Source organism: Pectobacterium nicotianae (assembly GCF_023272715.1).
GTDB lineage: Bacteria > Pseudomonadota > Gammaproteobacteria > Enterobacterales > Enterobacteriaceae > Pectobacterium > Pectobacterium brasiliense.
In genome coordinates, this window is the sequence record NZ_CP096821.1 from 272,312 (window position 1) to 298,955 (window position 26,644).

24 protein-coding genes and 4 tRNA genes are annotated in these 26,644 nt (G+C 53.7%); 22 read left to right on the plus strand and 6 right to left on the minus strand.

Annotation, left to right across the window (positions count from 1 at the left end; genetic code table 11):
* Positions 1–140 precede the first annotated feature (140 nt).
* The 5 genes from thrP to MYB54_RS01190 all read left to right on the plus strand — a co-directional run bounded on the left by thrP (position 141) and on the right by MYB54_RS01190 (position 2,194).
* Positions 141–1,532: a bifunctional threonine/serine APC transporter ThrP gene (gene thrP, locus MYB54_RS01170; RefSeq protein ID WP_014916941.1), complete on the plus strand. Its 1,392-nt coding sequence runs from the start codon at positions 141–143 to the stop codon at positions 1,530–1,532.
* Positions 1,533–1,671: 139 nt separating this feature from the next.
* A tRNA-Arg gene (locus MYB54_RS01175) sits at positions 1,672–1,748 on the plus strand.
* 121 nt (positions 1,749–1,869) lie between these two features.
* Positions 1,870–1,945: transfer RNA gene (locus MYB54_RS01180), tRNA-His, on the plus strand.
* A gap of 42 nt (positions 1,946–1,987) precedes the next feature.
* Positions 1,988–2,074 (plus strand) — tRNA-Leu (locus MYB54_RS01185).
* Between the two features lie 43 nt (positions 2,075–2,117).
* A tRNA-Pro gene (locus MYB54_RS01190) sits at positions 2,118–2,194 on the plus strand.
* 124 nt (positions 2,195–2,318) lie between these two features.
* Here the strand turns inward: MYB54_RS01190 and MYB54_RS01195 are convergent.
* Positions 2,319–3,626: a histidine-type phosphatase gene (locus MYB54_RS01195; protein ID WP_248721404.1), complete on the minus strand. Its 1,308-nt coding sequence runs from the start codon at positions 3,624–3,626 to the stop codon at positions 2,319–2,321.
* A 247-nt stretch (positions 3,627–3,873) separates the two neighbouring features.
* Between MYB54_RS01195 and MYB54_RS01200 the strand changes: the two genes are divergently transcribed.
* The 6 genes from MYB54_RS01200 to MYB54_RS01225 all read left to right on the plus strand — a co-directional run bounded on the left by MYB54_RS01200 (position 3,874) and on the right by MYB54_RS01225 (position 9,393).
* Complete coding sequence (locus tag MYB54_RS01200) at positions 3,874–5,238, plus strand: N-acetyl-S-(2-succino)cysteine lyase (protein ID WP_014916939.1); 1,365 nt, start codon at positions 3,874–3,876, stop codon at positions 5,236–5,238.
* Between the two features lie 9 nt (positions 5,239–5,247).
* Positions 5,248–5,790, plus strand: coding sequence for a GNAT family N-acetyltransferase (locus tag MYB54_RS01205; RefSeq protein WP_014916938.1), 543 nt, complete (start codon positions 5,248–5,250; stop codon positions 5,788–5,790).
* On the plus strand, positions 5,787–6,578 hold the full coding sequence (locus tag MYB54_RS01210; RefSeq protein WP_010284946.1) for an amino acid ABC transporter substrate-binding protein: 792 nt from the start codon (positions 5,787–5,789) through the stop codon (positions 6,576–6,578). Before MYB54_RS01205 ends, MYB54_RS01210 begins: the two co-directional genes overlap by 4 nt.
* Positions 6,579–6,715: 137 nt before the next feature.
* Positions 6,716–7,387 carry an amino acid ABC transporter permease gene (locus MYB54_RS01215; protein WP_010284942.1) on the plus strand — a complete coding sequence of 224 codons (672 nt, stop codon included), beginning with the start codon at positions 6,716–6,718 and terminating at the stop codon, positions 7,385–7,387.
* A 9-nt stretch (positions 7,388–7,396) separates the two neighbouring features.
* Complete coding sequence (locus tag MYB54_RS01220) at positions 7,397–8,158, plus strand: amino acid ABC transporter ATP-binding protein (protein WP_010284939.1); 762 nt, start codon at positions 7,397–7,399, stop codon at positions 8,156–8,158.
* Between the two features lie 77 nt (positions 8,159–8,235).
* Positions 8,236–9,393 carry a M20 peptidase aminoacylase family protein gene (locus MYB54_RS01225; RefSeq protein ID WP_039311633.1) on the plus strand — a complete coding sequence of 386 codons (1,158 nt, stop codon included), beginning with the start codon at positions 8,236–8,238 and terminating at the stop codon, positions 9,391–9,393.
* A gap of 682 nt (positions 9,394–10,075) precedes the next feature.
* Here the strand turns inward: MYB54_RS01225 and hemY are convergent.
* From hemY to hemC, 4 genes are read right to left on the minus strand one after another with little or no spacing between them, the layout of a single operon-like run.
* Positions 10,076–11,269, minus strand: coding sequence for a protoheme IX biogenesis protein HemY (hemY, locus tag MYB54_RS01230; RefSeq protein ID WP_039286233.1), 1,194 nt, complete (start codon positions 11,267–11,269; stop codon positions 10,076–10,078).
* A gap of 2 nt (positions 11,270–11,271) precedes the next feature.
* Positions 11,272–12,396 (minus strand): uroporphyrinogen-III C-methyltransferase, encoded by a 1,125-nt coding sequence (gene hemX / locus MYB54_RS01235; protein WP_014916934.1) that lies wholly within the window; start codon positions 12,394–12,396, stop codon positions 11,272–11,274.
* Positions 12,397–12,419: 23 nt separating this feature from the next.
* Entirely contained in the window at positions 12,420–13,160 is a 741-nt protein-coding gene (gene hemD / locus MYB54_RS01240) for a uroporphyrinogen-III synthase (RefSeq protein WP_248721405.1), read from the minus strand.
* Positions 13,157–14,098 (minus strand): hydroxymethylbilane synthase, encoded by a 942-nt coding sequence (hemC, locus tag MYB54_RS01245; protein WP_014916932.1) that lies wholly within the window; start codon positions 14,096–14,098, stop codon positions 13,157–13,159. The genes hemD and hemC overlap by 4 nt, the downstream gene beginning before the upstream one ends.
* Before the next feature lie 332 nt (positions 14,099–14,430).
* Here hemC and MYB54_RS01250 point away from each other — a divergent pair, with 332 nt between their 5' ends.
* Together MYB54_RS01250 and MYB54_RS01255 are read left to right on the plus strand one after the other, a co-directional pair.
* On the plus strand, positions 14,431–16,989 hold the full coding sequence (locus MYB54_RS01250; protein WP_039498143.1) for a class I adenylate cyclase: 2,559 nt from the start codon (positions 14,431–14,433) through the stop codon (positions 16,987–16,989).
* 45 nt (positions 16,990–17,034) lie between these two features.
* Entirely contained in the window at positions 17,035–18,207 is a 1,173-nt protein-coding gene (locus MYB54_RS01255; protein ID WP_248721406.1) for an MFS transporter, read from the plus strand.
* Between the two features lie 34 nt (positions 18,208–18,241).
* On the opposite strand, the gene cyaY is transcribed toward MYB54_RS01255, so the two are convergent.
* Positions 18,242–18,562 carry an iron donor protein CyaY gene (gene cyaY, locus MYB54_RS01260; protein ID WP_248721407.1) on the minus strand — a complete coding sequence of 107 codons (321 nt, stop codon included), beginning with the start codon at positions 18,560–18,562 and terminating at the stop codon, positions 18,242–18,244.
* A gap of 59 nt (positions 18,563–18,621) precedes the next feature.
* Here cyaY and lptM point away from each other — a divergent pair, with 59 nt between their 5' ends.
* From lptM to corA, 9 genes are all read left to right on the plus strand, one after another.
* Positions 18,622–18,807 carry an LPS translocon maturation chaperone LptM gene (gene lptM, locus MYB54_RS01265; protein WP_014916929.1) on the plus strand — a complete coding sequence of 62 codons (186 nt, stop codon included), beginning with the start codon at positions 18,622–18,624 and terminating at the stop codon, positions 18,805–18,807.
* 77 nt (positions 18,808–18,884) lie between these two features.
* Positions 18,885–19,709: a diaminopimelate epimerase gene (gene dapF / locus MYB54_RS01270; RefSeq protein ID WP_014916928.1), complete on the plus strand. Its 825-nt coding sequence runs from the start codon at positions 18,885–18,887 to the stop codon at positions 19,707–19,709.
* Entirely contained in the window at positions 19,706–20,410 is a 705-nt protein-coding gene (locus tag MYB54_RS01275) for a DUF484 domain-containing protein (RefSeq protein ID WP_014916927.1), read from the plus strand. Before dapF ends, MYB54_RS01275 begins: the two co-directional genes overlap by 4 nt.
* A complete protein-coding gene (xerC, locus tag MYB54_RS01280) occupies positions 20,407–21,342 on the plus strand; it encodes a tyrosine recombinase XerC (protein WP_014916926.1) in 936 nt (311 codons plus the stop codon). Before MYB54_RS01275 ends, xerC begins: the two co-directional genes overlap by 4 nt.
* The gene (gene yigB, locus MYB54_RS01285; RefSeq protein WP_248721408.1) at positions 21,342–22,058 is read left to right on the plus strand and encodes a 5-amino-6-(5-phospho-D-ribitylamino)uracil phosphatase YigB; all 717 of its coding nucleotides are present in this window, start codon (positions 21,342–21,344) and stop codon (positions 22,056–22,058) included. Before xerC ends, yigB begins: the two co-directional genes overlap by 1 nt.
* Before the next feature lie 80 nt (positions 22,059–22,138).
* Positions 22,139–24,301, plus strand: a complete 2,163-nt coding sequence (gene uvrD, locus MYB54_RS01290) for a DNA helicase II (RefSeq protein ID WP_039311612.1) — start codon at positions 22,139–22,141, stop codon at positions 24,299–24,301.
* A gap of 144 nt (positions 24,302–24,445) precedes the next feature.
* A complete protein-coding gene (locus MYB54_RS01295; protein WP_010284906.1) occupies positions 24,446–25,192 on the plus strand; it encodes a cyclase family protein in 747 nt (248 codons plus the stop codon).
* 188 nt (positions 25,193–25,380) lie between these two features.
* Complete coding sequence (ysgD, locus tag MYB54_RS22000; RefSeq protein WP_349814568.1) at positions 25,381–25,437, plus strand: YsgD/CorL family protein; 57 nt, start codon at positions 25,381–25,383, stop codon at positions 25,435–25,437.
* 166 nt (positions 25,438–25,603) lie between these two features.
* Positions 25,604–26,554, plus strand: coding sequence for a magnesium/cobalt transporter CorA (gene corA, locus MYB54_RS01300; RefSeq protein WP_010284904.1), 951 nt, complete (start codon positions 25,604–25,606; stop codon positions 26,552–26,554).
* The last annotated feature ends 90 nt before the right edge of the window (positions 26,555–26,644 follow it).

Genomic DNA, 26,644 nt, shown 5'->3' on the forward strand with positions numbered 1-26,644 from the left:
CAAACCCACATTACGGTATTTTCATGCCGCTAATTTGGGGCAAGGGTACGTTCTTTCTCATCGGTAGTCGGCAGTATTTCTGAAATAAGAACAATAACCGGCAGCAGCCGGGATAAGCACAACATAAAGACAGAGGATATATGGCAGAAGATGTAAAGCAGGAAAAACTCCATCGAGGGTTGGAAGCCCGGCATATTGAGCTGATTGCGCTGGGTGGCACGATCGGCGTCGGGCTGTTTATGGGCGCGGCTAGCGCGCTGAAGTGGGCGGGACCGTCAGTATTGCTGGCCTATATTGTCGCTGGGATCTTCGTTTTCTTCATCATGCGCTCAATGGGCGAAATGCTGTTTCTGGAGCCGGTAGCGGGATCGTTTGCCGTCTACGCGCATAAATACATGAGTCCCTTTTTCGGGTATCTCACCGCGTGGGGCTACTGGTTTATGTGGATGGCGGTCGGGATTTCGGAAATTACCGCCATTGGCGTGTATGTTCAGTATTGGTTCCCCGATTTGCCGCAATGGCTACCTGCCATCGCCGCAGTTACGCTGGTCGCGGGCGCAAACCTTGCGGCAGTCAGGCTGTATGGTGAAATCGAATTCTGGTTCGCGATGATAAAAATCACCACCATCGTCGTGATGATTGTCGTCGGTGTCGGCATTATCTTCTTCGGCTTTGGCAACCACGGTCAGGCGACCGGGTTCAGTAACCTGACCGAACACGGCGGCTTCCTCGCGGGAGGCTGGAAAGGTCTGCTGTTCGCACTCTGTCTGGTTGTGGCGTCTTATCAGGGCGTGGAACTGGTCGGCATTACGGCGGGCGAGGCGAAAAATCCGCAGGTGACGCTGAAGCGAGCGATCAACAACATTCTGTGGCGCATCCTGATTTTCTATGTGGGCGCGATCTTCGTTATTGTCACGATTTTCCCCTGGAGTGAAATCGGCACGTCCGGTAGTCCGTTTGTGCTGACATTTGCGAAAATTGGCATCACTGCGGCGGCGGGTATCATCAACTTTGTGGTACTGACGGCTGCGTTGTCTGGCTGCAACAGCGGCATGTATAGCTGTGGACGTATGCTGTATTCGCTGGCCAACAATCGCCAGCTCCCTGCCTGGCTAGGTAAAGTGACAGCCAGCGGCGTACCCGCGGCAGGCGTCATGATTTCTATTCTTTGCTTGATGGCTGGGTCGGTGTTGAACTACATCATCCCTAACCCAGAAAAAGTGTTTGTGTATGTTTATAGCGCTAGCGTGCTGCCGGGTATGGTGCCGTGGTTTGTGGTGTTGATTAGCCAACTGCGTTTTCGTGAACAGCATCGCGCCGCGCTGGCCACACACCCGTTTAAATCGATATTGTTCCCGTGGGTAAACTACCTGACGATGGCATTTTTGCTGTGTGTGTTGGTAGGCATGTACATCAATATCGATACGCGGATGTCTTTATTGGTCGGTATCGGCTTTTTAGCCGTGGTCAGCCTGTGTTATTTCGCGCTGGGACTGGGCAAAAAAACGTCGCTGACAGAGAGTAAGTCGTAGTATTTGGGGGCGGGAAGGGCGGAACTGTGTGTTATTTAGCTTTGAATGAGCAAATCCTAATCAAACGCATCATTTCGATAAAAAAGCACTAGACAGTCAGTCGCTAAGCCCGTAATATCCCGCCCCGCAACGGCGCTAAGCGCCCGTAGCTCAGCTGGATAGAGCGCTGCCCTCCGGAGGCAGAGGTCTCAGGTTCGAATCCTGTCGGGCGCACCATTATATTTTTATGAAGTATGTTGTGTGCAAGAGCTGCGGTGGTACACTTTTCTTCCTAAAGAAAGTATCCCGTAAAAAGGAAGTACCGCGTAATAAGTAGTTGATGTAAAGTGTGGTGATGGTGGCTATAGCTCAGTTGGTAGAGCCCTGGATTGTGATTCCAGTTGTCGTGGGTTCGAGTCCCATTAGCCACCCCAGATTTTGCAGATATAGCAGTTGATTGACAGTTTGTGAGTTATGCGAAGGTGGCGGAATTGGTAGACGCGCTAGCTTCAGGTGTTAGTGTTCTTACGGACGTGAGGGTTCAAGTCCCTCTCTTCGCACCACACAAACGAGAACATCAGTGATGTTCAAAAAAAGCAGTACATTCGGCGAGTAGCGCAGCTTGGTAGCGCAACTGGTTTGGGACCAGTGGGTCGGAGGTTCGAATCCTCTCTCGCCGACCAATTACGAAAAAAAAGCACATCGAAAGATGTGTTTTTTTTTCACCTGTAATTTGCCTTCTCTGGCGAAAGCCTTGCCGAATTCATTAACCCGACAAGGCGTTGTTGTTCCCTGCGATATCGTGCGTTACAGCGCGTAATGCACAGGTGCCAGCGCGCTGCTATCGATACTTTCTCGCATTGATTTCAGTGCGGTACCAAAAGGACACAGCGTGCCTTTTTCCGTCTGCTGGCAGCCCTGAGACGTAAATTCCTCTTTCAGTAACGGTTGCCGATCGTCAAGCGGCGTCAGAGAACGGATCTGATCCAGCGATTGTGTCTGGAAATAGATACGCAAAAAACGCTGCTGAGTGGTGGTATCGTGCCAGCGTTCGAATACCAGACTGCCCGCGGGTGGAATGTTATCGGCAGTGTCACCGGGTAGCTGCCAATGAAACTGCAACAGCGTGCGCAGATAGGCGATGTTGGTGTCGTGAGCGACATACAGCAAGTAAGGCACGGCTGGTGGCTCGCCTTGTGACATGCCCTGCGCTTCCTGCGTCCCCTGTGCCAGAGCCTGGGCGATTTGCTGCATGAATAGCGAACCGCCGCGCTGTGCGATATAGGGAATATCATTGGTGAAGTCGTATTTAGCCGTCATCGGTGCCATCAATGGGATGAGATCCTGCGCGTTGCGGACGTGACCAAAAGCGACCTGCGCCTGCGGCAGATTCTCGCTGTATTCCAGCAGGAAAACCTCGCTCATATTCGCCAGCGTATTCAGGCCGCTGATAGACGTCGAACCGTCTTTATCCTGTTTTATCGCCCACGGTTTATCAAACACCGGGCACGGCTTATCCGCTTCGCATACGACCTGCTTCAATAGCTCGATACTGGGCTTAAGACGCTCATAGGCGATATTCAAATCACCTCCCATGGCTTCCAGCACCGCAGCTTTTGCTCGTTCGGGGTCAAGCGTGCCAATCCCCATTTTATCCCCGTGGAACAGCGGATCCTGTTTTTCATCCTCAACGGCATGCGTCGCAACGCCGCAGCCGGGAAACATGCCATCCATATAGGCTTGTGCGGTTGCGCGGGTGCGCTGTAACGGACTAGCGAGCACATAAATTTGCTGCTCCGTTGGACAACCTGACGTAAACAGATGCTGTTGACGGTAATACTCGGCCTCATAGCGGCCTTTTAGCACGGTAGCGGCATAGCCGTGTCCGGTTAATTCACCCTCGCGTGTGACCCACTGCGGCCACTCTCGTGCTGTGCCGGATTCAAGTGCCGTTGTGTTGGATTCTGTTGGAGGACGTACGCCATGACGGCTGACTTCAACAACTTTTTCTAACTGGTAGCGATCCTGCGCCTGAGCCTGAGTAGAAAAGGCTGAAATAATGATCATGGTAATCAATAAGCTACGGGGAGTACGTAATGTCGTGTGGGGAAGCATGATAATCCTTCGTCAGCGGTCATACGGATAAGGAGTTTCATTGTAGGAAGAGGAAAGTGACAAATGGGCTTTTCTGCTTGGGAGAGAGTGTTAGCGAACATTTCTACATGCATAGTTTGCAATCAAACTTTTTGATCTAAGATAGATCCCAAAGGTATAAAGCGCATAATTTCCGCATGTTATATTTTTAAAAATTAAAAAGACGACATAAATCCCGCCTGATAAATCCAACACTAACGAGTTAACTATGGCATCACATCTTATTGATTTTCTTCTTATAGGGAATAATTTTGGCACGCCTGAAATGCGCGGCGTATGGTCCGAGCATAACCGCCTGACTAAACAGGTCGAAGTCGAAGTTGCCCTGGCACTTGCCGAGGGTGAACTGGGTGTCATTCCGCTGGATGCGGCAAAAACCATTGCAGAAAACGCTGACGCAAGCGCGCTTAACGTTGAAGAGATTGCCAAAGATGCCGCGCGCATGAAGCACTCTCTGATGCCGACGATTGCCGCGATTCAGAAACAGTGCGGTGCGGCGGGTGAGTTTATTCACTACGGCGTGACCACGCAGGACATCGTTGATACCGCGACAGTGTTACAGCTGAAACAATCTTTTGATATTGTCGTCAGAGATACACAACTGCTGGCCGTTGAACTGAAACGTCTGGCGAAGAAATACCAACACACGCTGATGGCCGGTCGTACCCACGGTATGCAGGCGCTGCCCACCACGTTTGGCTTCAAACTGGCCGTTTGGCTGGATGAATTTATCCGTCACCTCGAACGTCTGGGTGAAATCAAAGAACGTGTTCTTGTCGGCAACATCAACGGTGCCATCTGTACCTATGCTTCTTTTGGCGAACAAGGGCCGGAAATCGAGCGTTTGACGCTGGATAAGCTGGGGCTGAATACGCCGAATATCGGCTGGCAGTCTGCCCGCGATCGCTTCTCCGAATATGCTTCTGTTACGGTTCTGATCAGCGGTACGCTGGGCAAAATCGGTAATGAGCTGTACAACCTGATGCGCACTGAGATTAACGAAATTGAAGAGCCGTTCTCCGAAGGGAAAATTGGTTCTACCACGATGCCGCATAAACGCAATCCAGCTGCGCTGGAAGGGCTGGCGAGCCTGACGGCTCCGCTGTTTAAGAGCGCTGCACTGATTCATGAATCGATGAAAGTTGAGCATGAGCGTGATGCGATGAGCTGGCGTGCGGAGTGGATTGCGCTGCCGGAAATCAATATCTATCTGTCCGCTCAGCTTCAGAATGCGCTTGGCATCCTGCGTGGCATGTCCGTCAACGAGAAGCAGATGCTGGCGAACCTCGATCTGCAAAATGGCCTGCTGCTGTCCGAAAAAGTGATGTTCGAGATTGGCAAACGCCTCGGCAAGCAGACTGCTCACCATCTGGTTTACGAATGCTCAATGCAGGCATTCGAGCAGAATCAGTCCTTTAAATCGGTGCTGCTGGCTCATCCGGTGCTGTCTGAACAGGTAACTGCTGCCGATCTGGACGAATGGCTGAATCCGGCTAACTACGTTGGCAGTGCGCCGCAGAAGGTTGATGACGTGATTCGCTATGCAGATAACTCCGGCCTGCTGCCAGCATAAGGTGACACCATGAGTATCGTATTTCGTCAGGCCACGCTTGCGGATGATGAAACTTTTCTGGCGCTGGCGCTGGCCGCATTTGAGCCGATTCGCCAGTTAGGCATCAATTTTTCCGCCGCCCATGCAGATATCGACATGGTGCGTACGCATATTGCCTCACACGGCGTTTATGTGATGGTAAAAGACGGTGAGATGGTGTCGTCATTTACCATCCGCTATCCGTGGGGGCCTGAGCCGGGCCCGTTCGGTCTACCTCATCTGGGCTGGTTTGCAACGCACCCTGGCTATAAAAAACAGGGACTGGGTAAGCAAATGATGAGCTGGCTGGAGGAAGAAATTCTGATTAACCAGCTCAAAGCGCCTGCCGTGTCGCTTGGCACCGCGCAAAACCACCCGTGGCTGATTGAGATGTACAGAAATTATGGTTTCAAGGAAGTCGGGCAGACGAATCTGGGAAAAGGACACCTGACAATCTGGATGGAAAAAATCCTTGATAACCAATTGTATGACCAGTGGAAAGATAAAAAATCAAAAAGAGAGGCAGTAAAATGATGAAAAAAGTAACGTTGTCTGTTCTGGCGCTGACGACCGCCTTTCTTGTTGCTGGCTGTGATTCTGGGAAGAGCGGCTCTGAGCAGGAAAAAGTATTGAAAGTGGGTTCAACAGGCCAAAGTTATCCAAGTGGCTTCAAGCAGGATAACAAGCTGGTCGGGTTTGACGTTGAAGTCACGGAAGCCATCGCGAAAGATCTGAACTACAAAGTTGAGTGGGTCACCGCCGATTTCAGTGGCCTGATGGGCCAGTTGGAAGCGAAAAAACTGGATACCGTGGCGAACGTGGTAGCCATTACTCCAGCGCGTCAGGAAAAATACAATTTTGCTCAACCGTATAGCTTCTACGGCAGCCAGATTGTGACGCACAAAGACAACGCGGACATTAATACACTGGCTGACCTGAAAGGGAAGACGGTTGCCGGGGTTCTGGGTTCCAACCATGTCAACAACCTGAAAAAAGCGTTTGCCGACGGCAGCGTGAATATTCGCACCTATGAAACACGCGATGGCGCGATGAACGATGCGCTGTCTAAGCGCGTTGAAGGCTACGTGAATTCACGTCCGATTCTGTTGGCAGAAATCAATAAGCGTAACCTGCCGTTCAAACTGGTTGGCGAGCCGCTGGTGATTGAAGAAGTGAGCTTCCCGTTCCATAAGGACGAGAAAGGCGATGCGCTGCGTAAGCAGTTCGATGCAGAGTTAACGAAAATGCGTGAAGATGGACGCCTGAAAGCGATCTCCGAAAAATATTTTGGTGAAGACATCACGGTATCACCGGCTAAATAACCTCACGCCGTCATCTTGGCCGAGTCATTACGTAACCTGATGATTCGTTATGTCGCCAGATGGCTTGTTATGTAGTCTAGTCATAACCTTGTTCCACCGGCGCAATATGGCCGGTGGATGCATTAATGGTATTACTCATGAATATCGATCTTGCCTACCTGTTAAAGGTCTTTCCCCAGGTATTAATGTATTTGCCAACCACGCTGTTCCTCGCCGTGGTTTCGATGTTTTTTGCTATGGTTCTCGGCCTTATCCTGGCGTTAGTCCGTGAAAGCAAGATTGTCGTGGTAGTAAAAATCGTCGAGCTGTATATCTCGCTGTTCCGCGGCATTCCGTCGCTGGTTCAGCTGTTTATCATCTACTTCGGCCTGCCGCAGCTATTCCCCGGCTTATCCAATCTGGATGCGATGACGGCCGCGATTATCGGCTTTAGCCTGAAAACGTCCGCCTATATGGCTGAGATTTTCCGTGCGGGCTTGGCCTCGGTGGATTTCGGCCAGACGGAAGCGGGCTTATCCATTGGCATGAGCAAAGCGCAGGTCTATCGCCGCATCGTGTTGCCTCAGGCCATGCTGAATGCGCTGCCCGCGACGGGGAACACCTTCATTTCTCTGATTAAAGATACCTCGGTGGCCTTTGCGCTGGGCGTTTCCGAACTGTTCGCGGAAGGCAAGATGATTGCCGCTGAATCTCTGCGTTTCTTTGAGACCTTCCTGGTTGTGGGTCTGATTTACTGGTTGGTGATCATTGTTTATTCCTGGCTGCAAAAACAGCTGGAGAAGAAACTGAATCACTCGCTACAGCGATAAGGGGCTGACATGATCAGTGTAAAGAATCTTTCTAAACGCTTTGGCGATCAGGTGGTGTTGGACAACATTAGTCTGGATATCGCGAAGGGTGAAGTCGTGGCGATTATCGGCCCATCCGGTTCGGGTAAATCCACGCTGCTGCGCTGTCTGAACCTGCTGGAAACGCCAGAGTCGGGCACGATTGAAATTGGCGACCAAACGCTGGATACGCGCCGTTATTCCTCTAAAGAGGCCTATGCGCTGCGCCGCCAGACGGCGATGGTATTCCAGAGTTACAACCTGTTTAAGAACAAAACGGCGCTGGAGAATGTGACGGAAGCGCTGATTGTCGTGAAAAAAATGCCGAAGAAGCAGGCGGATGAAATCGGTCTGGCACTGCTGGAGCAGGTTGGCCTGCTGCCGCAGGCGGCACAATATCCGGTGACGCTATCTGGCGGACAGCAGCAGCGCGTGAGTATTGCGCGTGCGCTGGCGGTCGATCCGAAGGCGATTTTGTTTGATGAACCGACCTCGGCGCTGGACCCGGAAAGGGTACACGAAGTGCTTCAGGTGATTCAGAAGCTGGCGAAAAATGACACCACGATGGTGATCGTCACCCACGAAATGCAGTTTGCGAAAGAAGTGGCTGACCGAGTGATCTTCATGGCAGACGGTCATATCGTTGAGGAAGGTCCGGCGGAGCAGGTGATTAGCTTCTCGGATAACCCGCAAACCCAGCGTTTCCTGCGTCAGTTGACCAAGCTGCCTGAGCCGCTTGAGTACGATATTTAACGCATACGTAGACACACCTGCACGCCTGAACAAGGCAGCCCTGTCAGGCAGGGCACGATAATGTGGAGCAAGTATTCATGAGAACAGCACCTCAGCACGAGCCTCTGGCTCAGTTTATTCAGGCGTTTCGCCACGATTTACACCGCAATCCTGAACTGTCGAATCAGGAGTTCGAAACCACGAAGAAGATTCGTGCGGTATTGGAAAAAGAGGGGATTCGTATCCTCGATCTACCGCTGAAAACCGGTCTGGTTGCTGAAGTCGGCGGCTTACAGGATGGTCCACTGGTCGTGGTACGTTCTGATATCGATGCTCTGCCGATTGAAGAAGAGTCTGGCGTAGAATTCACGTCGCTCAACAAAGGCGTGATGCACGCCTGCGGTCATGATTTTCACTCTTCCGCTGCACTTGGCGCGGCGATTCTGCTGAAGAAAATCGAGCCGGAGCTGAAAGGCACCGTGCGAATTTTGTTCCAGGCCGCCGAAGAGACCGGGCTGGGCGCACCGGAAGTCATCGCCGTTGGCGCGTTGGACAATGCGGTAGCGATTTTCGGCATTCACAACGATCCGACGCTGCCCGTTGGCGTCATCGGTGGGAAAGATGGCGCATTGACGGCGGGCGTTGACCGCTTTGAGATCAAGATTGCGGCGAAAGGCTGTCACGCTGCGAAGCCGCATGAAGGTAACGATCCGATTATTATCCTGGGCCAGCTGATTTCTGCCGTACAGACCATCATCAGCCGCACGGTATCGTCCGACAACAACGCGGTGGTGTCGATTACTCAGGTTCATAGCGGCAGCACTTGGAACGTTATCCCAGACACGGCCTACGTTGAAGGCACGGTCAGAACGTTTAATCAGGACGCGCGTGATTTGATTGAACAGCGTTTCCGTCAGATCGTTGCAGGTATCGCCAGTACTTTTGGTGCAGAAATTGAGTTCCTGTGGCACGCAGGGCCACCATCGGTGATCAACACGCCAGAGTGGGTTGAGTTTGCGCTGAATGTGGCGAGTGACGAAGGGTTTGAAGCGCGTCGCGTGGAAGCCAGCCCGATTGGTGAAGATTTCGCGTTCTATCAACAAAAATTACCGGGTACGTTCATGATGGTCGGTTCCGGCGGGCCGTATGCGCTGCACCACCCGAAATTCCGCGTTGATGACAGCGCACTGTTCCCGACTGCGCACTATCTGTATCAGGTGGCGAAGCAGAGCTTAGAGCAACTGTCCTCCCGCTAATCTCCTCTCATTAAGCCAACTCTGTCCGTGTCGGTTTCCCGGCGCGGATATTTTCCCCTTTCTTAAATTGAATCAGCAGCTTTGATAGGGCTGTCGGAAAAACACGACACTCTAGGGGTTCTGCTGTCGCAAAAAGGAGACATTTAATTCATTGATTATTAATGGTTAATATTTTACGTGACAAAATCGTCTCTGAATGGCGACAGGTTTTGTGAGCGCGATCTCGTTTTTGTCGCCCATCGTGTCTTAGTTGCTCTCGCAGTGGATAAATAAAAATAGTATTTATTATTAGTCGCTTACCTCTACTTGGTGAGGCTGTGATAATAAAGTTATGCATGTTGGCATAATTTATGCTTAAATAAGCGTGTAGATGCTCATTCCACCTTCTATGCTTGCTTCGGCTTCATAATCCTGGGAATGACGCAGAGCCAATTTGAGGTGCCTATCGTCCAACTCCAGATGAAGATGCAAATCTCCATCGGGCCTTCCGGACATAACGTTGAGTGAGGCACCATTCTGTTGTCTGACAGACCTGATATTTTCAACGCTTACCGTTTATCGGTAAGCGTTTTTTTTCGTCTGAGGAAAATGTTCGGTAACGGCCTTCTGTCGCGCTATGCAGGACGGGTCACACAAAAGAATAAGGCTCCAAAAGGAGCCTTATGAAAGAGCGGCGTAGCGGTTAGTCGGCAGGCTGCTGTAGCGTGAGTAACAGCCCTTCGCGCCGCATTTGGGCCGCTTCATCCGGCAGACGCAACCGATCGAGTGCATCGGCGCGCCAGGCATAATCATACGCGTCTGGTCGGAGCTCTAGCGCGGTGCGGAAAGCATCGCTGGCCTGCTGCCATTCGCCGTGTTTCATCAGCAATTGACCTAACGTGCTGCTTAACAGCGGCGTTGCCCCCTGCTGCTTGATGTACTGGTGCAGCACTTTTTCCAGCTGTTCTGGGTTTCCGGCTTTGAGACGTGGCATTAGCAGGATCAAGCGTTCGTCATACTGGCGCTTGAGACCGTCGAGAATGATCTTCTGAGCGGTATCATGATCGTCACACTCGATCAGATGCTCAGCCATCGCGACCTGAAGCGGGATTTCATGGCGTACTTTGCGACTCTGATTATTCCACCATGATTTCAGTCCTTCGCTGCCGCCATCTGCCATTGCCTGATTCATCAAGCCGATATAGGCCTGCTGCTGCAGATCCAGCAAACGTTCTTCAGGGTACAGGTTGATCTTGCGCATCGCAGGCAGAATATCCAGCAGCGCGCTATAGGCGTGAGTACGCAGGAAAGCCTGCTCCGCTAAACGCAGCACCTCAGGGTGGCGGGGCGCGACCTCCAGCAGTTTGTCGACGCCGTGACGTGCGGCATGATCTTCATTACGCGCTAGCTGAATACGCACGCGCGTAATATCCACCGGAAGCTGATCGGTATCTGCAACCTCGGCGGCACGCTCCAGATATTGCTTGGTGCGGAATTCGTCGCCGCGCTGCTGAGCGGCTTCGGCTGCCAGCAGGTAGTTAACTACGGGCTGCTCGGCATGGTCGGCATTGCGCGTCAGTAGCTTCTCTACCTGTAAATAATCCCCCTCGGCCAGCTTGAGCAGCGCGGCTTTGGTCTGTTTTCTGGCGCGAGTACGTTTGCGGCCAAGGAACCAGCCGCGCGTGCGGGATCCGGTACGAAAGATCCGGCGTAGCACCCATTCCACTGCCAAAAAGGCGAGGAAGAACAGTACCAGCATGATGACCAGACCGGTCACGCTGGTTTGAATGTCATAGTTATCCGTTTGGATCAGGACGTAGCCTTGGTGACCCGCGACGATCGGGCCGATCACCACGCCAGCGATCAGGATCAGGAACAGCAATAAGACTTTTAGCATGCTCATTCCCCTTGCTGTGTGGCTGGCGCCTGAGCCAGTAGGTTACGAACGCGCGTTTGCATCAGTTTTTCCAACAGCGCCTGACTTTGTAGCTCCGTTGGGACATCCAGTGAAACCGACTGCTGGCTTAAGGCATCGAGCTGATCCAAAAAGGCCTGCGTCGTAGGGTCGGTAGTATCGAAGTAGGCGCGAACCCAGGTTGCTGCCGTTTCCAGCGACTGTTTGTACACTTCATTCTGGTGGCGAGGAATGGCCTGTGCCGCAACCAGCAGACGTGAGCGGATATTCTCGCGCAGATACACATCCTGATTCGGTGCCAGCAGCGGTTCGGCGGCGCTGTCGCGGCGGCGAATGGTGATAAAATCAGCCAGGAAATTGTGCCAGCTCTTGCTCAGATTTTGTCGCCACTCGCTCAAGGAAGCGGACAGCTCTGTGCTGTTGGCGTCCATCGGCGCTTCATCGGTGTTGTTATCGGCGAGCTGCAAGTTATCCAACTGATCGGTGAGCTGATTGACTTTCAGGATGATGCCGTCAAAATCGACCTGACTTACGCCTGCCAGCGCTCCGATATCGCTGGTCAGCGCGCGGCGGATTTCTATCAGGCTAGGATCGTTCATTTCCGCCAGGCTGGCGTCCGCGCTTTTCAGCAACGCGCCTGCGGTGGTGACGTCTTTGTCGCTCCACAGCTTGCGTCCTGCCAGTTTCACCAGAAAATCTGCCTGAGCGATCAGCCAGGTATTGGTGTCATGGCTGGAAAGCGCCGCCAGCTTATCGCGCAGCTCGTCTGACTGACGCGTTAGCGCCTCAAGACGCTGTGCGGCAGTCTCCTGCGCTTTGCTTTGCTGCTGTTGAGCGTCCAGCCACTGCTGTTGCTCTTGCTTATGCTGTTGCTGCAATGTGTTGAACTGCGCTTCCAGACGTTGAAGCGCGGCAGTTTCTTTCTGCGCCTGTTGGTGGCCGTGGTAATACAAGCCTGCGCCTATGGCCAGTGCAATCACAATCGCGATCGCCCCCAGCACGGCACCGCTACGTTTGGGCTGCGGTGCGGGATCCTGCTGCTGATGCGCGGGTTCAACCCGTTCAGCAACCTCGTCGGATGGAGCTGTGGGGGTATTGTGTTCCGTCATAATGGTACATCCCATGATCAGGTTTATTGTAGTGCGCGCACGAGCGCATCGTTATCGGCATTATCAGCCACTCGGATATCACGCCAGCCAAGCTGACGAGCTTGTTCTGCCAGCCGTTCGCTGACGACGATCAACTGGCAGCCGAGTAACCAGGAAGCCCGATAGTAATCAGGTACTAAAGTATAGATCCGTTGTAGCATTTCTCCGCTGGTGATCACCAGTTTGTCGATGCCTATTTGTTGCCAGTGGCGGCTTTGCTCTAGCCCGTCATAGTGAACGTCTCTGCGCTGATAACATTCACAGTAGGTCACCTGTGCGCCCCGCTCGGTTAGCGTTTCCCCTAGCAGTTCCCTGCCGCCGTTGCCGCGCAGCAATAATGCGCGTTTACCGGAAACATCTTGCAGGTCAGGAAGTTGCAGGAGCGTTTCGCTGGTTTCGCGCTCAGGCGGATAGGCTACCGGGTGTGCGCTGATTTTATGCAGCGCCAGCGCGGTGGTTCGGCCTATGGCGTAATAAGCGAGATGGGCAGGCCAGTTGATGCCCGTACGTACCAGCATCGGATCGGCGTAATGAATGGCGTGTTGTGAGAGCGCAAACACCAAATCGTCGGCGCTCAGTGCCTGTAATAGGGTAGGCAGGCTGGCGAGTTCTCGTCCGGGTGAAAACTCGATCAGCGGGCTGTGCCAGGCGTTATAGCCGAGCTTTCTTAAACGGGTCACCAGTTGTTCGCCAGTTGGTGACGGACGGGTAACCAGAATTGTCATGATGAGCTTGATCCTTGATAAACGGCTTGAAGGATGGCGCTGGCTCCTTTGGCTAACAGCTCTTCAGCCAGTGCAATCCCGAGTTGTTCGGCATCGGAGACGTTTCCTTTGCGTTCACCGACGATCATTTGGCTGCCGTCCGGCGCGCCAACCAGCGCACGTAGCCACAGCGTATCGCCTTCCAGTTCGGCGTAGCTGCCAATCGGCACCTGACAGCCACCTTCAAGGCGTACATTCATGGCGCGTTCAGCCAGTACGCGGACCGCGGTAGCGGGGTGATTGAGTGGGGCAAGGAGTTGGCGGACATGTTCGTCATCCAAACGGCATTCGATGCCGATAGCGCCTTGTCCGACGGCTGGCAGAGACTCTTCCGGGCTTAACGCACAGCGGATGCGCGCTTCAAGACCAAGACGTTTCAGGCCCGCGACCGCAAGAATAATGGCGTCATACTCGCCGTTATCCAGTTTTGACAGGCGTGTGCCGACATTACCGCGCAAATCTCGAATCACCAGGTCGGGACGTCGGGCGCGCAACTGGCACTGACGGCGCAGGCTGGAGGTGCCGACACAGCTGCCTTCCGGTAATTGATCGAGGCTGTCGTAATGATTGGAAACAAAAGCGTCGCGCGGGTCGTCGCGCTCGCAAATGGTGGTCAGACCGAGGCCGTCTGGGAATTCGACAGGGACATCTTTCATGGAGTGGACGGCAATATCGGCGCGCCCTTCAAGCAGCGCCAACTCCAGTTCTTTAACAAACAATCCTTTACCGCCGACCTTTGCCAGTGGCGTATCGAGGATGATGTCGCCGCGGGTGACCATCGGCACCAGCTCCACGTGTAAATCCGGGTAGAGGTGGTTCAGACACTGCTGAACATATCGTGCTTGCCACAGGGCGAGCGGGCTTTGTCGGGTGGCAATTCTAATAATATTGGCTAACATGCTTGATACCGTTTTTATCATTTTCCGCCATCGTATCATTGATGGTGCGTTGGTGTCAGGTTGTGGGCATTAGCGGTGCGCCTTTTAAAACGGTCTGAAATTCGGGTGCCGCATACATAGATAGGAAGCCGTGCTGATGCAGTCGGGTAGAGAAATTCGTAATAAAGCAAGATAGATAAGTCTAACTTTCTTTACTTTCTTTACGCCCATTCAGCAAGGTGTTAAATTGATCACGTTTCCAGCAATAATTCGCTAAACATTCTTCTAATTTCATCATGCGGATTTGGAACACGGGGTTTTTCTAGGCACTGGGATAAATCAGGCGAAACGTCTTGTACTTCTACATCGAGACTTTGAAGCAAAGACTGGATGCGATCAACCAACTGCGTGTTGACCGTGCTCTGGGAGCAATGAAACCCGCTTTTCAGCAGGTTTACAGTCTTCTGCCCATTTTATTACATCATCATCACCCGTTGATGCCCGGCTACCTTGAAGGCAAGGTGCCTCACGGTATCTGCACTCACACGCCTGATGAAAAGCAGCAACAGTACCTTGATGGCATCGCGTTGCGCTGGGGTCAGTTTGACTGTTCTCATCCGCAGGGTGAACTGCCGATCACGGGCATCTATTCAATGGGAAGCACCTCGTCTATCGGGCAGAGCTGTAGCTCCGATCTCGATATCTGGGTGTGCCACCAATCCTGGCTGGATAGCGAAGAACGCCAACTCCTACAGAAGAAATGTACGCTGCTTGAGCAGTGGGCTGCGGCGCAGGGCGCTGAGGTCAGCTTCTTCCTGATGGATGAAAGCCGTTTCCGCCACAATGAAAGCGGTAGCCTGAGCGGCGAAGACTGCGGCACCATGCAGCACATCCTGTTACTCGACGAATTCTACCGTACCGCCGTGCGTATGGCGGGTAAACGTATTCTGTGGAATATGGTGCCGGTCGAGGAAGAATCTCACTACGACGAGTATGTGCTGTCGCTCTACTCGCAAGGGGCACTGGCACCGAACGAGTGGATGGATTTAGGCGGCCTGAGCACGCTGTCGGCGGAAGAGTATTTCGGCGCGAGTCTCTGGCAGCTCTATAAAAGCATCGATTCCCCCTATAAAGCCGTACTGAAGACGCTGCTGTTGGAAGCCTATTCCTGGGAATACCCAGACACCAGCCTGCTGTCGACCGAAATTAAAAAACGCCTGCATGACGGCGAGATCGTCTCTTTCGGTCTTGATCCTTACTGCATGATGTTGGATCGCGTGACGCACTATCTGACGGCGATCAACGATCCCACGCGCCTCGATCTGGCGCGTCGATGTTTCTACTTAAAAGTCTGTGAAAAGCTCTCCAGAGAAAAAGCCTGTGTCGGCTGGCGTCGTCAGATTCTGAGCCAGCTGGTGCAAGAATGGGGATGGAGCGACGAGCATCTGGCGATGCTGGATAACCGCGCTAACTGGAAAATCGAACAGGTACGCGAAGCACATAATGAGCTGTTGGATGCGATGATGCAGACCTATCGCAACCTGATTCGCTTCGCCCGCCGTAATAACCTGAGCGTCAGCGCCAGCCCGCAGGATATCGGTGTGTTGACCCGTAAACTGTACGCTGCGTTTGAAGCGCTGCCGGGTAAAGTTACCCTGCTGAACCCACAAATTTCGCCCGATTTGTCGGAGCCGAATTTAACCTTTATCTATGTTCCGGCGGGCCGCGCGAACCGCTCTGGCTGGTACCTGTACAATCAGGCACCGTCGATGGATGCGATCGTCAGCCATCAGCCGCTGGAATATAATCGCTATCTGAACAAGCTGGTGGCGTGGGCGTATTTTAATGGCCTGCTGACGCCAAGCACGCGCCTGTATATTAAAGGCAACGAGCTGTGTGACATCACGCGCCTGCAAGCGCTGGTGGACGACGTAGCCAGCCACTTCCCGCTGCGTCTGCCTGCCCCCACGCCGAAGGCGCTGTACAGCCCGTGTGAAATTCGTCATCTGGCGATTATCGTCAATCTGGAACACGATCCGACGGCGGCTTTCCGCAATCAGGTAGTCCATTTCGATTTCCGTCATCTGGATGTCTTTAGCTTCGGCCAGCAGCAGCAGTGTCTGGTTGGCAGTATCGACCTGCTGTATCGCAACTCGTGGAATGAAGTGCGTACGCTGCATTTCAGCGGTGAGCAGGCGGTGTTGGAAGCGCTGAAAACCATTCTGGGCAAAATGCATCAGGATGCGGCGCTGCCGGAATCGCTGGAAGTCTTCTGCTACAGCCAGCACCTGCGCGGGCTGATTCGTACGCGTGTTCAGCAACTGGTGTCCGAATGCATTGAACTGCGCCTGACCAGTACGCGTCAGCAAGAGCCTGGGCGTTTCAAAGCAGTGAAAGTGGCGGGGCAAACCTGGGGCTTGTTCTTCGAGCGGCTGAGTGTATCGGTGCAGAAGCTGGAAAATGCGGTCGAGTTTTATGGCGCGATTTCCAACAACAAACTGCAAGGTCAGCCGGTTCAGGTTGAAACCAACCATGTCCATTTACCGCCAGTGGTCGATGGCGTCGCCAGCGAAGGGATCATCCAGTTCTTCTTTGAAGATCTGACAGAAAATCAGGGCTTTAATATCTATATTCTGGATGAGTCGAATCGCGTTGAGGTGTATCACCATTGTGAAGGCAGTAAAGAAGAGCTGGTGCGTGATGTCAGCCGCTTCTATTCGTCTTCGCACGATCGCTTTACCTACGGCTCCAGCTTTATCAATTTCAATCTGCCGCAGTTCTACCAAATCGTACAACTGGACGGCCGCACGCAGGTGATCCCGTTCCGCAGCAGCGCACTTTCTCATCTGTGCATTACACCCGCAGTGGATGATGAGGTGATGACAATGAAGCAGCGGCTACAGATTCTATAACGTTCTGGCACTCGGCTTTCAGCGTATTCAGAAAGGGATGTATTGATGGATTCGTTGCAACGCCGAAACCTGATACTGCTGGCGCTCGGACAAGGGCTGACCGGCAGTATTATTTCCCTGATGACGCTGTGCTCTACGCTGGTTGGCGTATTAATGACGCCGGTTCCGCTGTTGACCACGCTGCCGATTACCGCGACGGTGTGCGGTGCGGCGCTCATGATCTACACCGTTTCCTCATTGATGACGAAATATGGCAGGCGCAACGCGTTCATCATCGGCACGCTGCTGGGGCTGGCGGGCGCGCTTTTGGCGGCGCTGGCGATTGTGCTACACAGCTTCTCCCTCTTTGTGTTTTCGACATTTGTTCTGGGGATGTCCTGCGCCTTCAACCAGTATTATCGCTTCGCTGCGGCTGAAATTTTTACCGACAATCAGCAGAAAAATCGGGCGATTTCATGGGTGATCAGCGGTGGTATTTTGGGTGGCTTCCTCGGTCCGTTCGCGGCTAGCCAGTCTTCTCAGCTCTGGGTTTCGTACCCGTTTCTTGGCAGCTTTATCGCGGCGGCCTTCATCTGTGTTATCACGTCACTGCTGTTACTTGGTCTCAAACTACCCCCGATGTCCGTTGCCACGCCCAGCACTCAGCTTAGTGAACCGCTGGCGTCAATCCTGAAAAGCCGGGCGTTTGTGTTGGGAACGGCAAGCTGTTCTGTCGGGTTTGTGGTGATGACGCTCTTAATGAACTCCGTGCCGCTGGCAATGCACCAGCACCACTTTTCCGTTAGCCACAGCGCGACGGTGTTGCAATGGCATTTTGTGACGATGTATGCGCCCGCGTTGCTGTTAGTGCTGCTGGCGAAGCGACTGACGCCGATTCAGGTCGTGGTGATTGGTATGGTGTGTAACGTTGTCGGGGTAGCGGTCGCGCTGAGCGGTTTGACGTTCTGGCACTTCCTTTTTGCGCTGATGCTGTTCGGCGTCGGGTGGGCGTTTATGTTCAACGGCGGGACATTCATGCTGAACGCGTTTACCCATTCGGTACATAAATCCCGTTTGCAGGGGATTAACTCGCTGGTGATTTACGTGCCTAACGCGCTGGCTTCGCTGTCTGCCGGTAGCCTGATGGCGCTAACCAGCGGTTGGCCGCTGGTCAATATGGTGGGTATCGGCATGCTGTTGTTGCTGGTTCTGGGGTTGATCATTCTGGGACGGCGCTGATGTGTGGAGCGCCGCGAGACCGTTGAAAAGTCTGTTACCCGAAGCGAACGGTTTCCCCGGCCTGATCCGAGCAGGCTGCTGACAGCAGCGCGATAAAATCTTTACCGCTGCGATCGCATACCCAGCGTTCCGCCTGACGGTTGAAGTGGTAACCGCCCGTTTTGGTCGCCAGCCAGATTTGGTGCAGCGGTTCCTGCCGATTGATCACGATTTTGCTGCCGTTCTCAAAACTCAGCGTCATCACGCCGCCGTTAGTTTCGTAATCAATGTCGGCATCACCCTCAAACCGATCCAGCGTTTCTTCCAATTGAAGCATGAGTTCGTCGGCTAATTGGTGGAACTCGCTATCGTTCATTTTCGATTCCTATTGATTTTCATGATCCACCTGCGATTATAGAGAGCATACGAGTATTAATGACAGGTCTTAACGTGATGAAGAACGTATTTCGCCAGCTTTTTCTGGTGTTAGCCGTAGTGAGTTTATTTGGTTGTGGTCTGAAAGGGCCGCTTTATATGCCTGCCGATGGCAAATCCGGTGCGTCAACGACTCAGCAAAATGAGAACCAGCCGCCGCAAAAGAAAGCGTCAGTACGTCCTTAATGCGTGACGGTAATAATAAATAACAGGTCACGTAGATGTTTATCGCGCCCGGTTAAGCAAGCGGGGGAGTCAGGATAATGCAGTTCGCTAAGATGCACGGGTTAGGCAACGATTTCATGGTTGTTGATGCCGTTACGCAAAACGTTTATTTTTCACCCGAATTGATTCGCCGTTTGGCGGATCGACACTGTGGTGTAGGGTTCGACCAATTGCTGGTCGTTGAGCCACCCTACGATCCTGAACTGGATTTCCATTACCGCATTTTTAACGCGGATGGCAGCGAAGTGGCGCAGTGCGGCAATGGCGCGCGCTGCTTTGCTCGTTTTGTTCGCCTGAAAGGGCTGACCAACAAGCGTGATATTGCCGTCAGTACGCAGACTGGCCGGATGGTATTGTCGGTGACCGATGACGAACTGGTACGCGTCAATATGGGCGAACCCAATTTCGAGCCGCAACAGGTGCCTTTCCGCGCGGTCAAAGCGGAGAAAACCTACATCATGCGTGCCGACGAACATACGGTGCTGTGTGGCGTGGTGTCGATGGGCAACCCGCACTGTGTGATTCAGGTTGAGGATGTGGACACGGCGAAGGTGGAAACGCTGGGGCCGCTGCTGGAAAGCCACGAGCGTTTTCCCGAGCGTGCCAACATCGGTTTTATGCAAGTGGTGGATAGCCACACTGTCCGTCTGCGGGTGTACGAACGCGGTGCGGGAGAAACGCAAGCGTGCGGTAGCGGCGCGTGTGCTGCTGTGGCGGTAGGGATCCAGCAGGGATTATTGTCCGCGAACGTTCGCGTATCGCTGCCGGGCGGGGAGTTGGATATCCAGTGGGATGGGCCGGGACATCCGTTATTCATGACCGGGCCTGCAACGCATGTCTACGATGGATTTATTCATTTATGAAGAATGTCGAGGAACAGGCAGAGCGCGAGATCGCACTCAGTGACGAGATGGTTTTGCAGTTCCTGCAACAGAATCCCGATTTTTTTATCCGCAATGCGCGTCCCGTCGAGCAGATGCGCATTCCTCACCCCGTCAGGGGAACCGTGTCGCTGGTGGAATGGCAGCTGGCACGTCAGCGTAACCACATTACTCAGCTTGAGGAAGAAATCACGCTGTTGATGGAACAGGCGGGGGCGAACGAAGTGCTGTTCAATCGCCTGCTTGGGTTACAAACTGAATTGGCGTCGGCGGATAGCCTGACCGACATGTTGGATCGCTTGCAGCGCTGGGCGCGTCAGCTTGGTCTGGCGGGCGCAACGGTGCGTCTGTTCAGTGATAAATGGCGCCTTGGCGCGCCGTCTGGTTTTACCCACCTTGGGCTAAACCGCTCCACCTTTGAGCCGCTGCGCATTCAGCGCTTCGGACAACATAACCACTATCTTGGCAGTCTGAACGGGCCGGAGCTGTTGCTTCTGCTGCCACAGGCCAGACAGGTTGGGTCGGTCGCGCTATCGTTGATGGGAAATCATCACGATTTGGGCGTGCTGATTTTTAGCAGCCGCGACAGCCATCATTATCAGGATGGCATGGGAACCGTGCTGCTTCAGCAAATGGCCATGATGCTGCCAGCGATGTTGGCGCGCTGGGTTGAGCGGGCATGAGCCGGCAGCCTGCGCCATCGGAGGCTCCTTCCTCTTCGCCGTTACACGCTGATGTTGAGGCGTTCCTGCGCTATCTGAAAGTAGAGCGTCAGCTAAGCCCGCTGACGCAGACCAGCTATTTACGCCAACTGTCCGCGGTTATCACGATACTCGCCGCGGCGGGTGTGGCTGACTGGCGCAAGCTGGACGCCTCTGGCGTGCGTTCCGTGGTGTCCCGCAGTAAGCGCGATGGGCTACATTCCAGTAGCCTGGCGCTCCGTTTATCGGCATTGCGCAGTTTTCTCGACTGGATGGTGTCACGCGGCGTGCTGGCGGCGAACCCCGCTAAAGGAGTATCCGCGCCGCGAGCCGGGCGTCCATTACCCAAGAATATGGATGTGGATGAGACGAATCGCCTGCTGGAGATCGATTTGGACGATCCCCTTGCGGTGCGCGACCGCACAATGCTGGAAGTGATGTACGGCGCGGGGCTGCGTTTAGCTGAGCTGGTCGGCATGGATTATCAGCATATTGATTTGGCCAGCGGTGAAATCTGGGTCATGGGGAAAGGCAGTAAAGAGCGCAAATTGCCGATAGGAAAAACGGCGGTAACCTGGCTGGAACGCTGGCTGGCGCTACGCGAACTGTTTGGCCCACAGGATGATGCCGTGTTTATTTCCAATCAGGGGCGACGCATTTCGATGCGCAACGTGCAGAAGCGTTTTGCCGAATGGGGGATTAAGCAGGGCGTGAATAGCCATGTTCATCCGCACAAGCTGCGTCACTCCTTTGCGACGCACATGCTGGAATCCAGCGGTGATTTACGCGCGGTACAAGAGCTGCTTGGCCACGCTAACCTGACCACGACGCAGATTTACACCCATCTTGATTTTCAACATTTAGCCTCCGTGTACGATGCCGCGCATCCACGCGCCAAACGAGGGAAACCCTGATGCATTTTTACCGATCTCTTGGCCCGATCCGGGCGATCACGTTCGATCTGGATGACACGCTGTACGATAACGCGGACGTCATTCGGCGCACGGGGCAAGAGTCAATCCGCTTTCTGCAACAGTACCATCCTGCACTTCGTGATTTTCAGGCTGATGACTTTCAGAACTTACGCCAGACCTTGCTGGAGCGCGAACCGGACATCTATCACGACGTGACCGAATGGCGTCGCCGTGCGGCTGAACTGGCGATGTTAGAGCGCGGCCTGAGCGCGGCAGAGGCTAAGGATGGCGCAAAAGCGGCAATGGAAAACTTTGCCCACTGGCGCAGCCAGATTACGATTACCGAAGAAACGCACCAGACGCTAGCGGCGTTAGCCGAGAAAGTACCGCTGGCCGCCATCACCAACGGTAATGCTGAGCCGCACCGCTTTGGCCTCGATCGCTATTTTTCGTTTATCCTGCGCGCTGGCCCGCACGGTCGCGCCAAGCCGTTTGACGACATGTACCATCTGGTGGCGCAAAAGCTTAATTTGCCTGTGCATGAGATTCTGCATGTCGGTGACGATCTCACGACCGATGTGGCGGGGTCGATCCGCTGCGGTATGCAGGCCTGCTGGATTAACCTGCGTGAAGGTAGCCTGACGCAGATTGGCGACGCCCGGCTGCTGCCGCATATTGAAATTTCGCGGTTGGCATCGCTGTCGGCATTGCTATAATCACTGCATTAATCTGTATAAATCACCAGTGGAAACGCCCTTGTCGATGCGGTGTTTCCCTCACCGGATAACCCGTACCTATGGACGTTTCTGATCTGCTTGATGGCCTCAACGACAAACAGCGTGACGCGGTAGCCGCGCCGCGCAGCAATTTATTGGTGCTGGCGGGGGCAGGCAGCGGCAAAACTCGGGTACTGGTTCATCGCATTGCCTGGCTCTTGTCCGTCGAAAACTGTTCGCCGTATTCCATTATGGCGGTGACGTTTACCAACAAAGCAGCGGCGGAGATGCGCCATCGTATCGATCATCTGATCGGCACCAGCCAGGGCGGCATGTGGATCGGTACTTTCCACGGGCTGGCACACCGCCTGCTGCGTGCGCACCATATGGATGCCAATCTGCCGCAGGATTTCCAGATTCTGGACAGCGAAGATCAGCTGCGTCTGCTGAAGCGTCTGATTCGGGCTCTGAATCTGGATGAGAAGCAGTGGCCGCCGCGTCAGGCGATGTGGTTCATCAACGGAAAGAAAGATGAAGGGCTGCGCCCGCAGCACATTGAAAGCTACGGCAACCCTATCGAGCAAACGTGGCAGCGCGTGTATCAGGCCTATCAGGAAGCGTGCGATCGTGCCGGGCTGGTGGATTTCGCCGAGCTGCTGCTGCGCGCGCATGAACTGTGGCTGAACAAGCCGCATGTGCTGAACCACTATCGCGAACGGTTTACCAACATTCTGGTGGACGAATTCCAGGATACCAACCGCATTCAGTACGCCTGGATTCGTATGCTGGCGGGCGACAGCGCTAAGGTGATGATCGTCGGGGATGACGATCAGTCGATTTACGGCTGGCGCGGGGCGCAGGTCGAAAATATTCAGCTGTTCCTGAAAGATTTCGCCGGTGCAGAAACGATCCGTCTGGAGCAGAACTACCGTTCGACCAGCAACATCCTGAAAGCGGCGAATGCGCTGATCGCGCATAACGGCGGGCGGCTCGGAAAAAACCTGTGGACCGATGGCGTAGAAGGCGAGCCTATCTCGCTGTATTGCGCGTTCAACGAATTGGATGAAGCGCGCTACGTCGTTAATCGGATTAAAACCTGGCATGAAAATGGCGGTGCGCTGAAAGATAACGCCATTCTGTATCGGAGCAATGCCCAGTCGCGCGTACTGGAAGAGGCGCTGTTACAGCAGAGTATGCCGTACCGTATCTACGGCGGCATGCGCTTCTTCGAACGTCAGGAAATCAAAGATGCGCTGTCTTATCTGCGCCTGATCGCTAATCGTAACGATGATGCGGCGTTCGAGCGTGTGGTGAATACGCCGACGCGCGGCATTGGCGATCGCACGCTGGACGTGGTGCGTCAGACGGCGCGCGATCGTCAACTGACGCTGTGGCAATCCACGCGGGCGCTGTTGCAGGAGAAAGTGCTGGCTGGGCGGGCGGCGGCATCGCTGCAACGCTTTATCGAGTTGATCGATGCGCTGGCTTATGAAACCTCTGAGCTGCCATTGCATATTCAAACCGACCGGGCGATTAAGGATTCCGGCCTGTGGAGCATGTACGAACAGGAAAAAGGCGAGAAAGGGCAGGCACGGGTAGAAAACCTGGAAGAACTGGTGACGGCGACGCGCCAGTTCAGCTATCAGGAAGAAGATCAGGATTTGATGCCGCTTCAGGCCTTCCTGTCGCATGCCGCGCTGGAAGCGGGTGAAGGTCAGGCGGATGCCAATCAGGATGCGGTTCAGCTTATGACGTTGCACTCGGCGAAAGGGCTGGAGTTCCCGCAGGTGTTTATCGTCGGTATGGAAGAAGGGATGTTCCCTAGCCAGATGTCGCTGGATGAAGGCGGACGTCTGGAAGAAGAGCGTCGTCTGGCTTATGTCGGCGTCACGCGCGCGATGGAAAAGCTAACGATAACCTACGCGGAATCCCGCCGTTTATACGGCAAAGAAGCTTATCACCGGCCTTCCCGGTTCGTCGGCGAGCTGCCGGAAGAGTGTGTTGAAGAAGTACGGTTACGCGCCAGCGTCTCCCGTCCGGTTAATCATCAGCGCCTCGGCACGCCGATAACGCAAAACGACAGCGGCTACAAATTAGGGCAGCGGGTTCGCCATGCGAAATTCGGCGAAGGTACGATCGTGAATCTGGAAGGCAGCGGCGATCATGCCCGCCTTCAGGTCGCGTTTCAAGGGCAAGGCATTAAATGGCTGGTCGCCGCTTATGCCAGACTGGAAACGGTGTGATCGTCACGATGCAGTTTGAAGTATCACGGGGTTATATAACTTATAAAAACCCTGTCTTAGTCTTTATCGTCATTTTCGACAATGCTAGGTGACTTGCCGCGTATCCATGGATGTGTGGTATCACAATAAAAAAGGAGCATGCCCATGACGCTAGACCAGATTGTTGCCGAGTTGCAGAAGAAAAAATGGGTCGATCTTACGCATACGATTACGGAGTCGATTCCTATTTTTAGCGCGTTTGAAGGTGTGTTGCAGCGTAAGACCTTATTCAACGTTGAAGATCACGGGTTCTATGCGCAGGCCGTGACGTTTGCGACGCAGACGGGAACGCATATTGATGCGCCGGGGCATTTTGTCGCGGGTAAGCGTTATCTGGATCGTATTGATAATAAAGAGCTATTGCTGCCGCTGGTGGTGCTCCACAAGCAAGACGCCGTCGCGAACGATCCCGATTACCGTCTGTCGGTTGACGACATTCTGGCGTTTGAGCGTGAACACGGAGAAATCCCGTCAGGCAGCTTTGTCGCGTTTGCCAGCGGCTGGAGCACGCGCTGGCCTGATCTTGATGCCTTCGCCAATAAAGATGAAGAGGGCAACAGCCATACGCCGGGGTGGTCGCTTGAGGCGCTGACGTTCCTGTTTGAAGAGCGCGGCATTAGCGCGGTTGGGCATGAAACGCTGGATACGGATTCCGCCGCGGATTTCCGTCGCAACAACGGGTTGATTGGCGAGTTCTTCGTGCTGAACCAAAATGCCTGGCAGGTTGAGGTACTCAATAACCTGCATCAGCTGCCGTCTACCGGCGCTTATATTCACGTCAGCTACCCTAATTTCGCTGGTGCGCCCGGCTTCCCCGTCCGTGCTATCGCCTATTTACCAGACCACGCTTAATCGATAAACGCAGTTCTTTTTTTACGCTGAGGACTGCGCTTTTTACCCTTTTCCGCGCCAAACTTATTGAATAAACCTTATCCATTTGATCAATCTTTTACAGCGTGTTTCAGCCGAGGTTTTAAAGTTGAAGTCTTTTTCATCTCGGCGTAACATGCGCGCATCATTATTCTCGGAGGACTAACGCCTTGGACACACCCAGTCGATACTGGCTCACTAACCTGTTCATTAGGTACAACTTCTAAGGCTATCTTCCTCTGCTGATAGCCTTCGTGGTTGTCAGCGACGCTGTTTTTGTCGCTACGAGTCAGATCCGTCGAACGGACTGAAACCTGCTGGTGACACCTCACCTTTGTTTCTGTGCTTCAATCGCGTTGTCCATCTCTGCTACTGAAAGGGGAGCTATGGCCCATGCTGAGCGCATTTAAACTGGATAACTGCCGTTTATCTCGTCTGGAACTGGATGACTCCGATGATCTCACCACGTCAGTTTGGGTCGATTTGATCGAACCGGAAGACGATGAGCGTGAAAAAGTACAAAACGAACTGGGACAAAGCCTGGCAACCCGCCCGGAACTGGAAGACATTGAGGCGTCGGCACGTTTTTTTGAAGATGAAGACGGCCTGCACATTCACTCCTTTTTCTTTTTTGAAGATGCTGACGATCACGCCGGTAACTCGACCGTGGCGTTTACTATTCGCGATGGTCGTCTGTACACCTTGCGCGAACGTGAGCTGCCTGCATTCCGCCTGTATCGCATGCGTGCCCGTAACCAAACGCTGGTGGACGGCAATGCTTACGAACTGCTGCTCGATCTCTTTGAGACCAAAATTGAGCAACTGGCGGACGAGATCGAGAACATCTACAGCGATCTGGAATCGCTGAGCCGCATCATTATGGAAGGGCGTCAGGGGGAAGAGTACGACGACGCGCTGTCTACGCTAGCGGAACTGGAAGACGTGGGCTGGAAAGTGCGCCTGTGTCTGATGGATACCCAACGCGCGTTGAACTTTCTGGTGCGTAAAGCCCGCTTGCCATCCGGTCAGCTTGAGCAGGCGCGCGAAATTTTACGCGATATCGAATCTCTGCTGCCGCACAACGAATCCCTGTTCCAGAAGGTTAACTTCCTGATGCAGGCGGCGATGGGCTTCATCAATATCGAGCAGAGCCGGATTATCAAGATCTTCTCGGTGGTTTCCGTGGTGTTCCTGCCGCCGACGCTGGTGGCATCCAGCTACGGGATGAACTTTGAGTTTATGCCCGAGTTGAGATGGTCGTTTGGTTATCCGGGTGCGATTGTGCTGATGATTCTCGCCGGACTGGCACCGTACCTCTATTTCAAACGTAAGAACTGGCTGTAAGTTTTTACCGATGCGCCTGATGGGGTTTAACCGTCAGGCGCGTTAAAACGCCTTTCTCTATACTTATCGTTCCCCGACTCACTCTTCCTG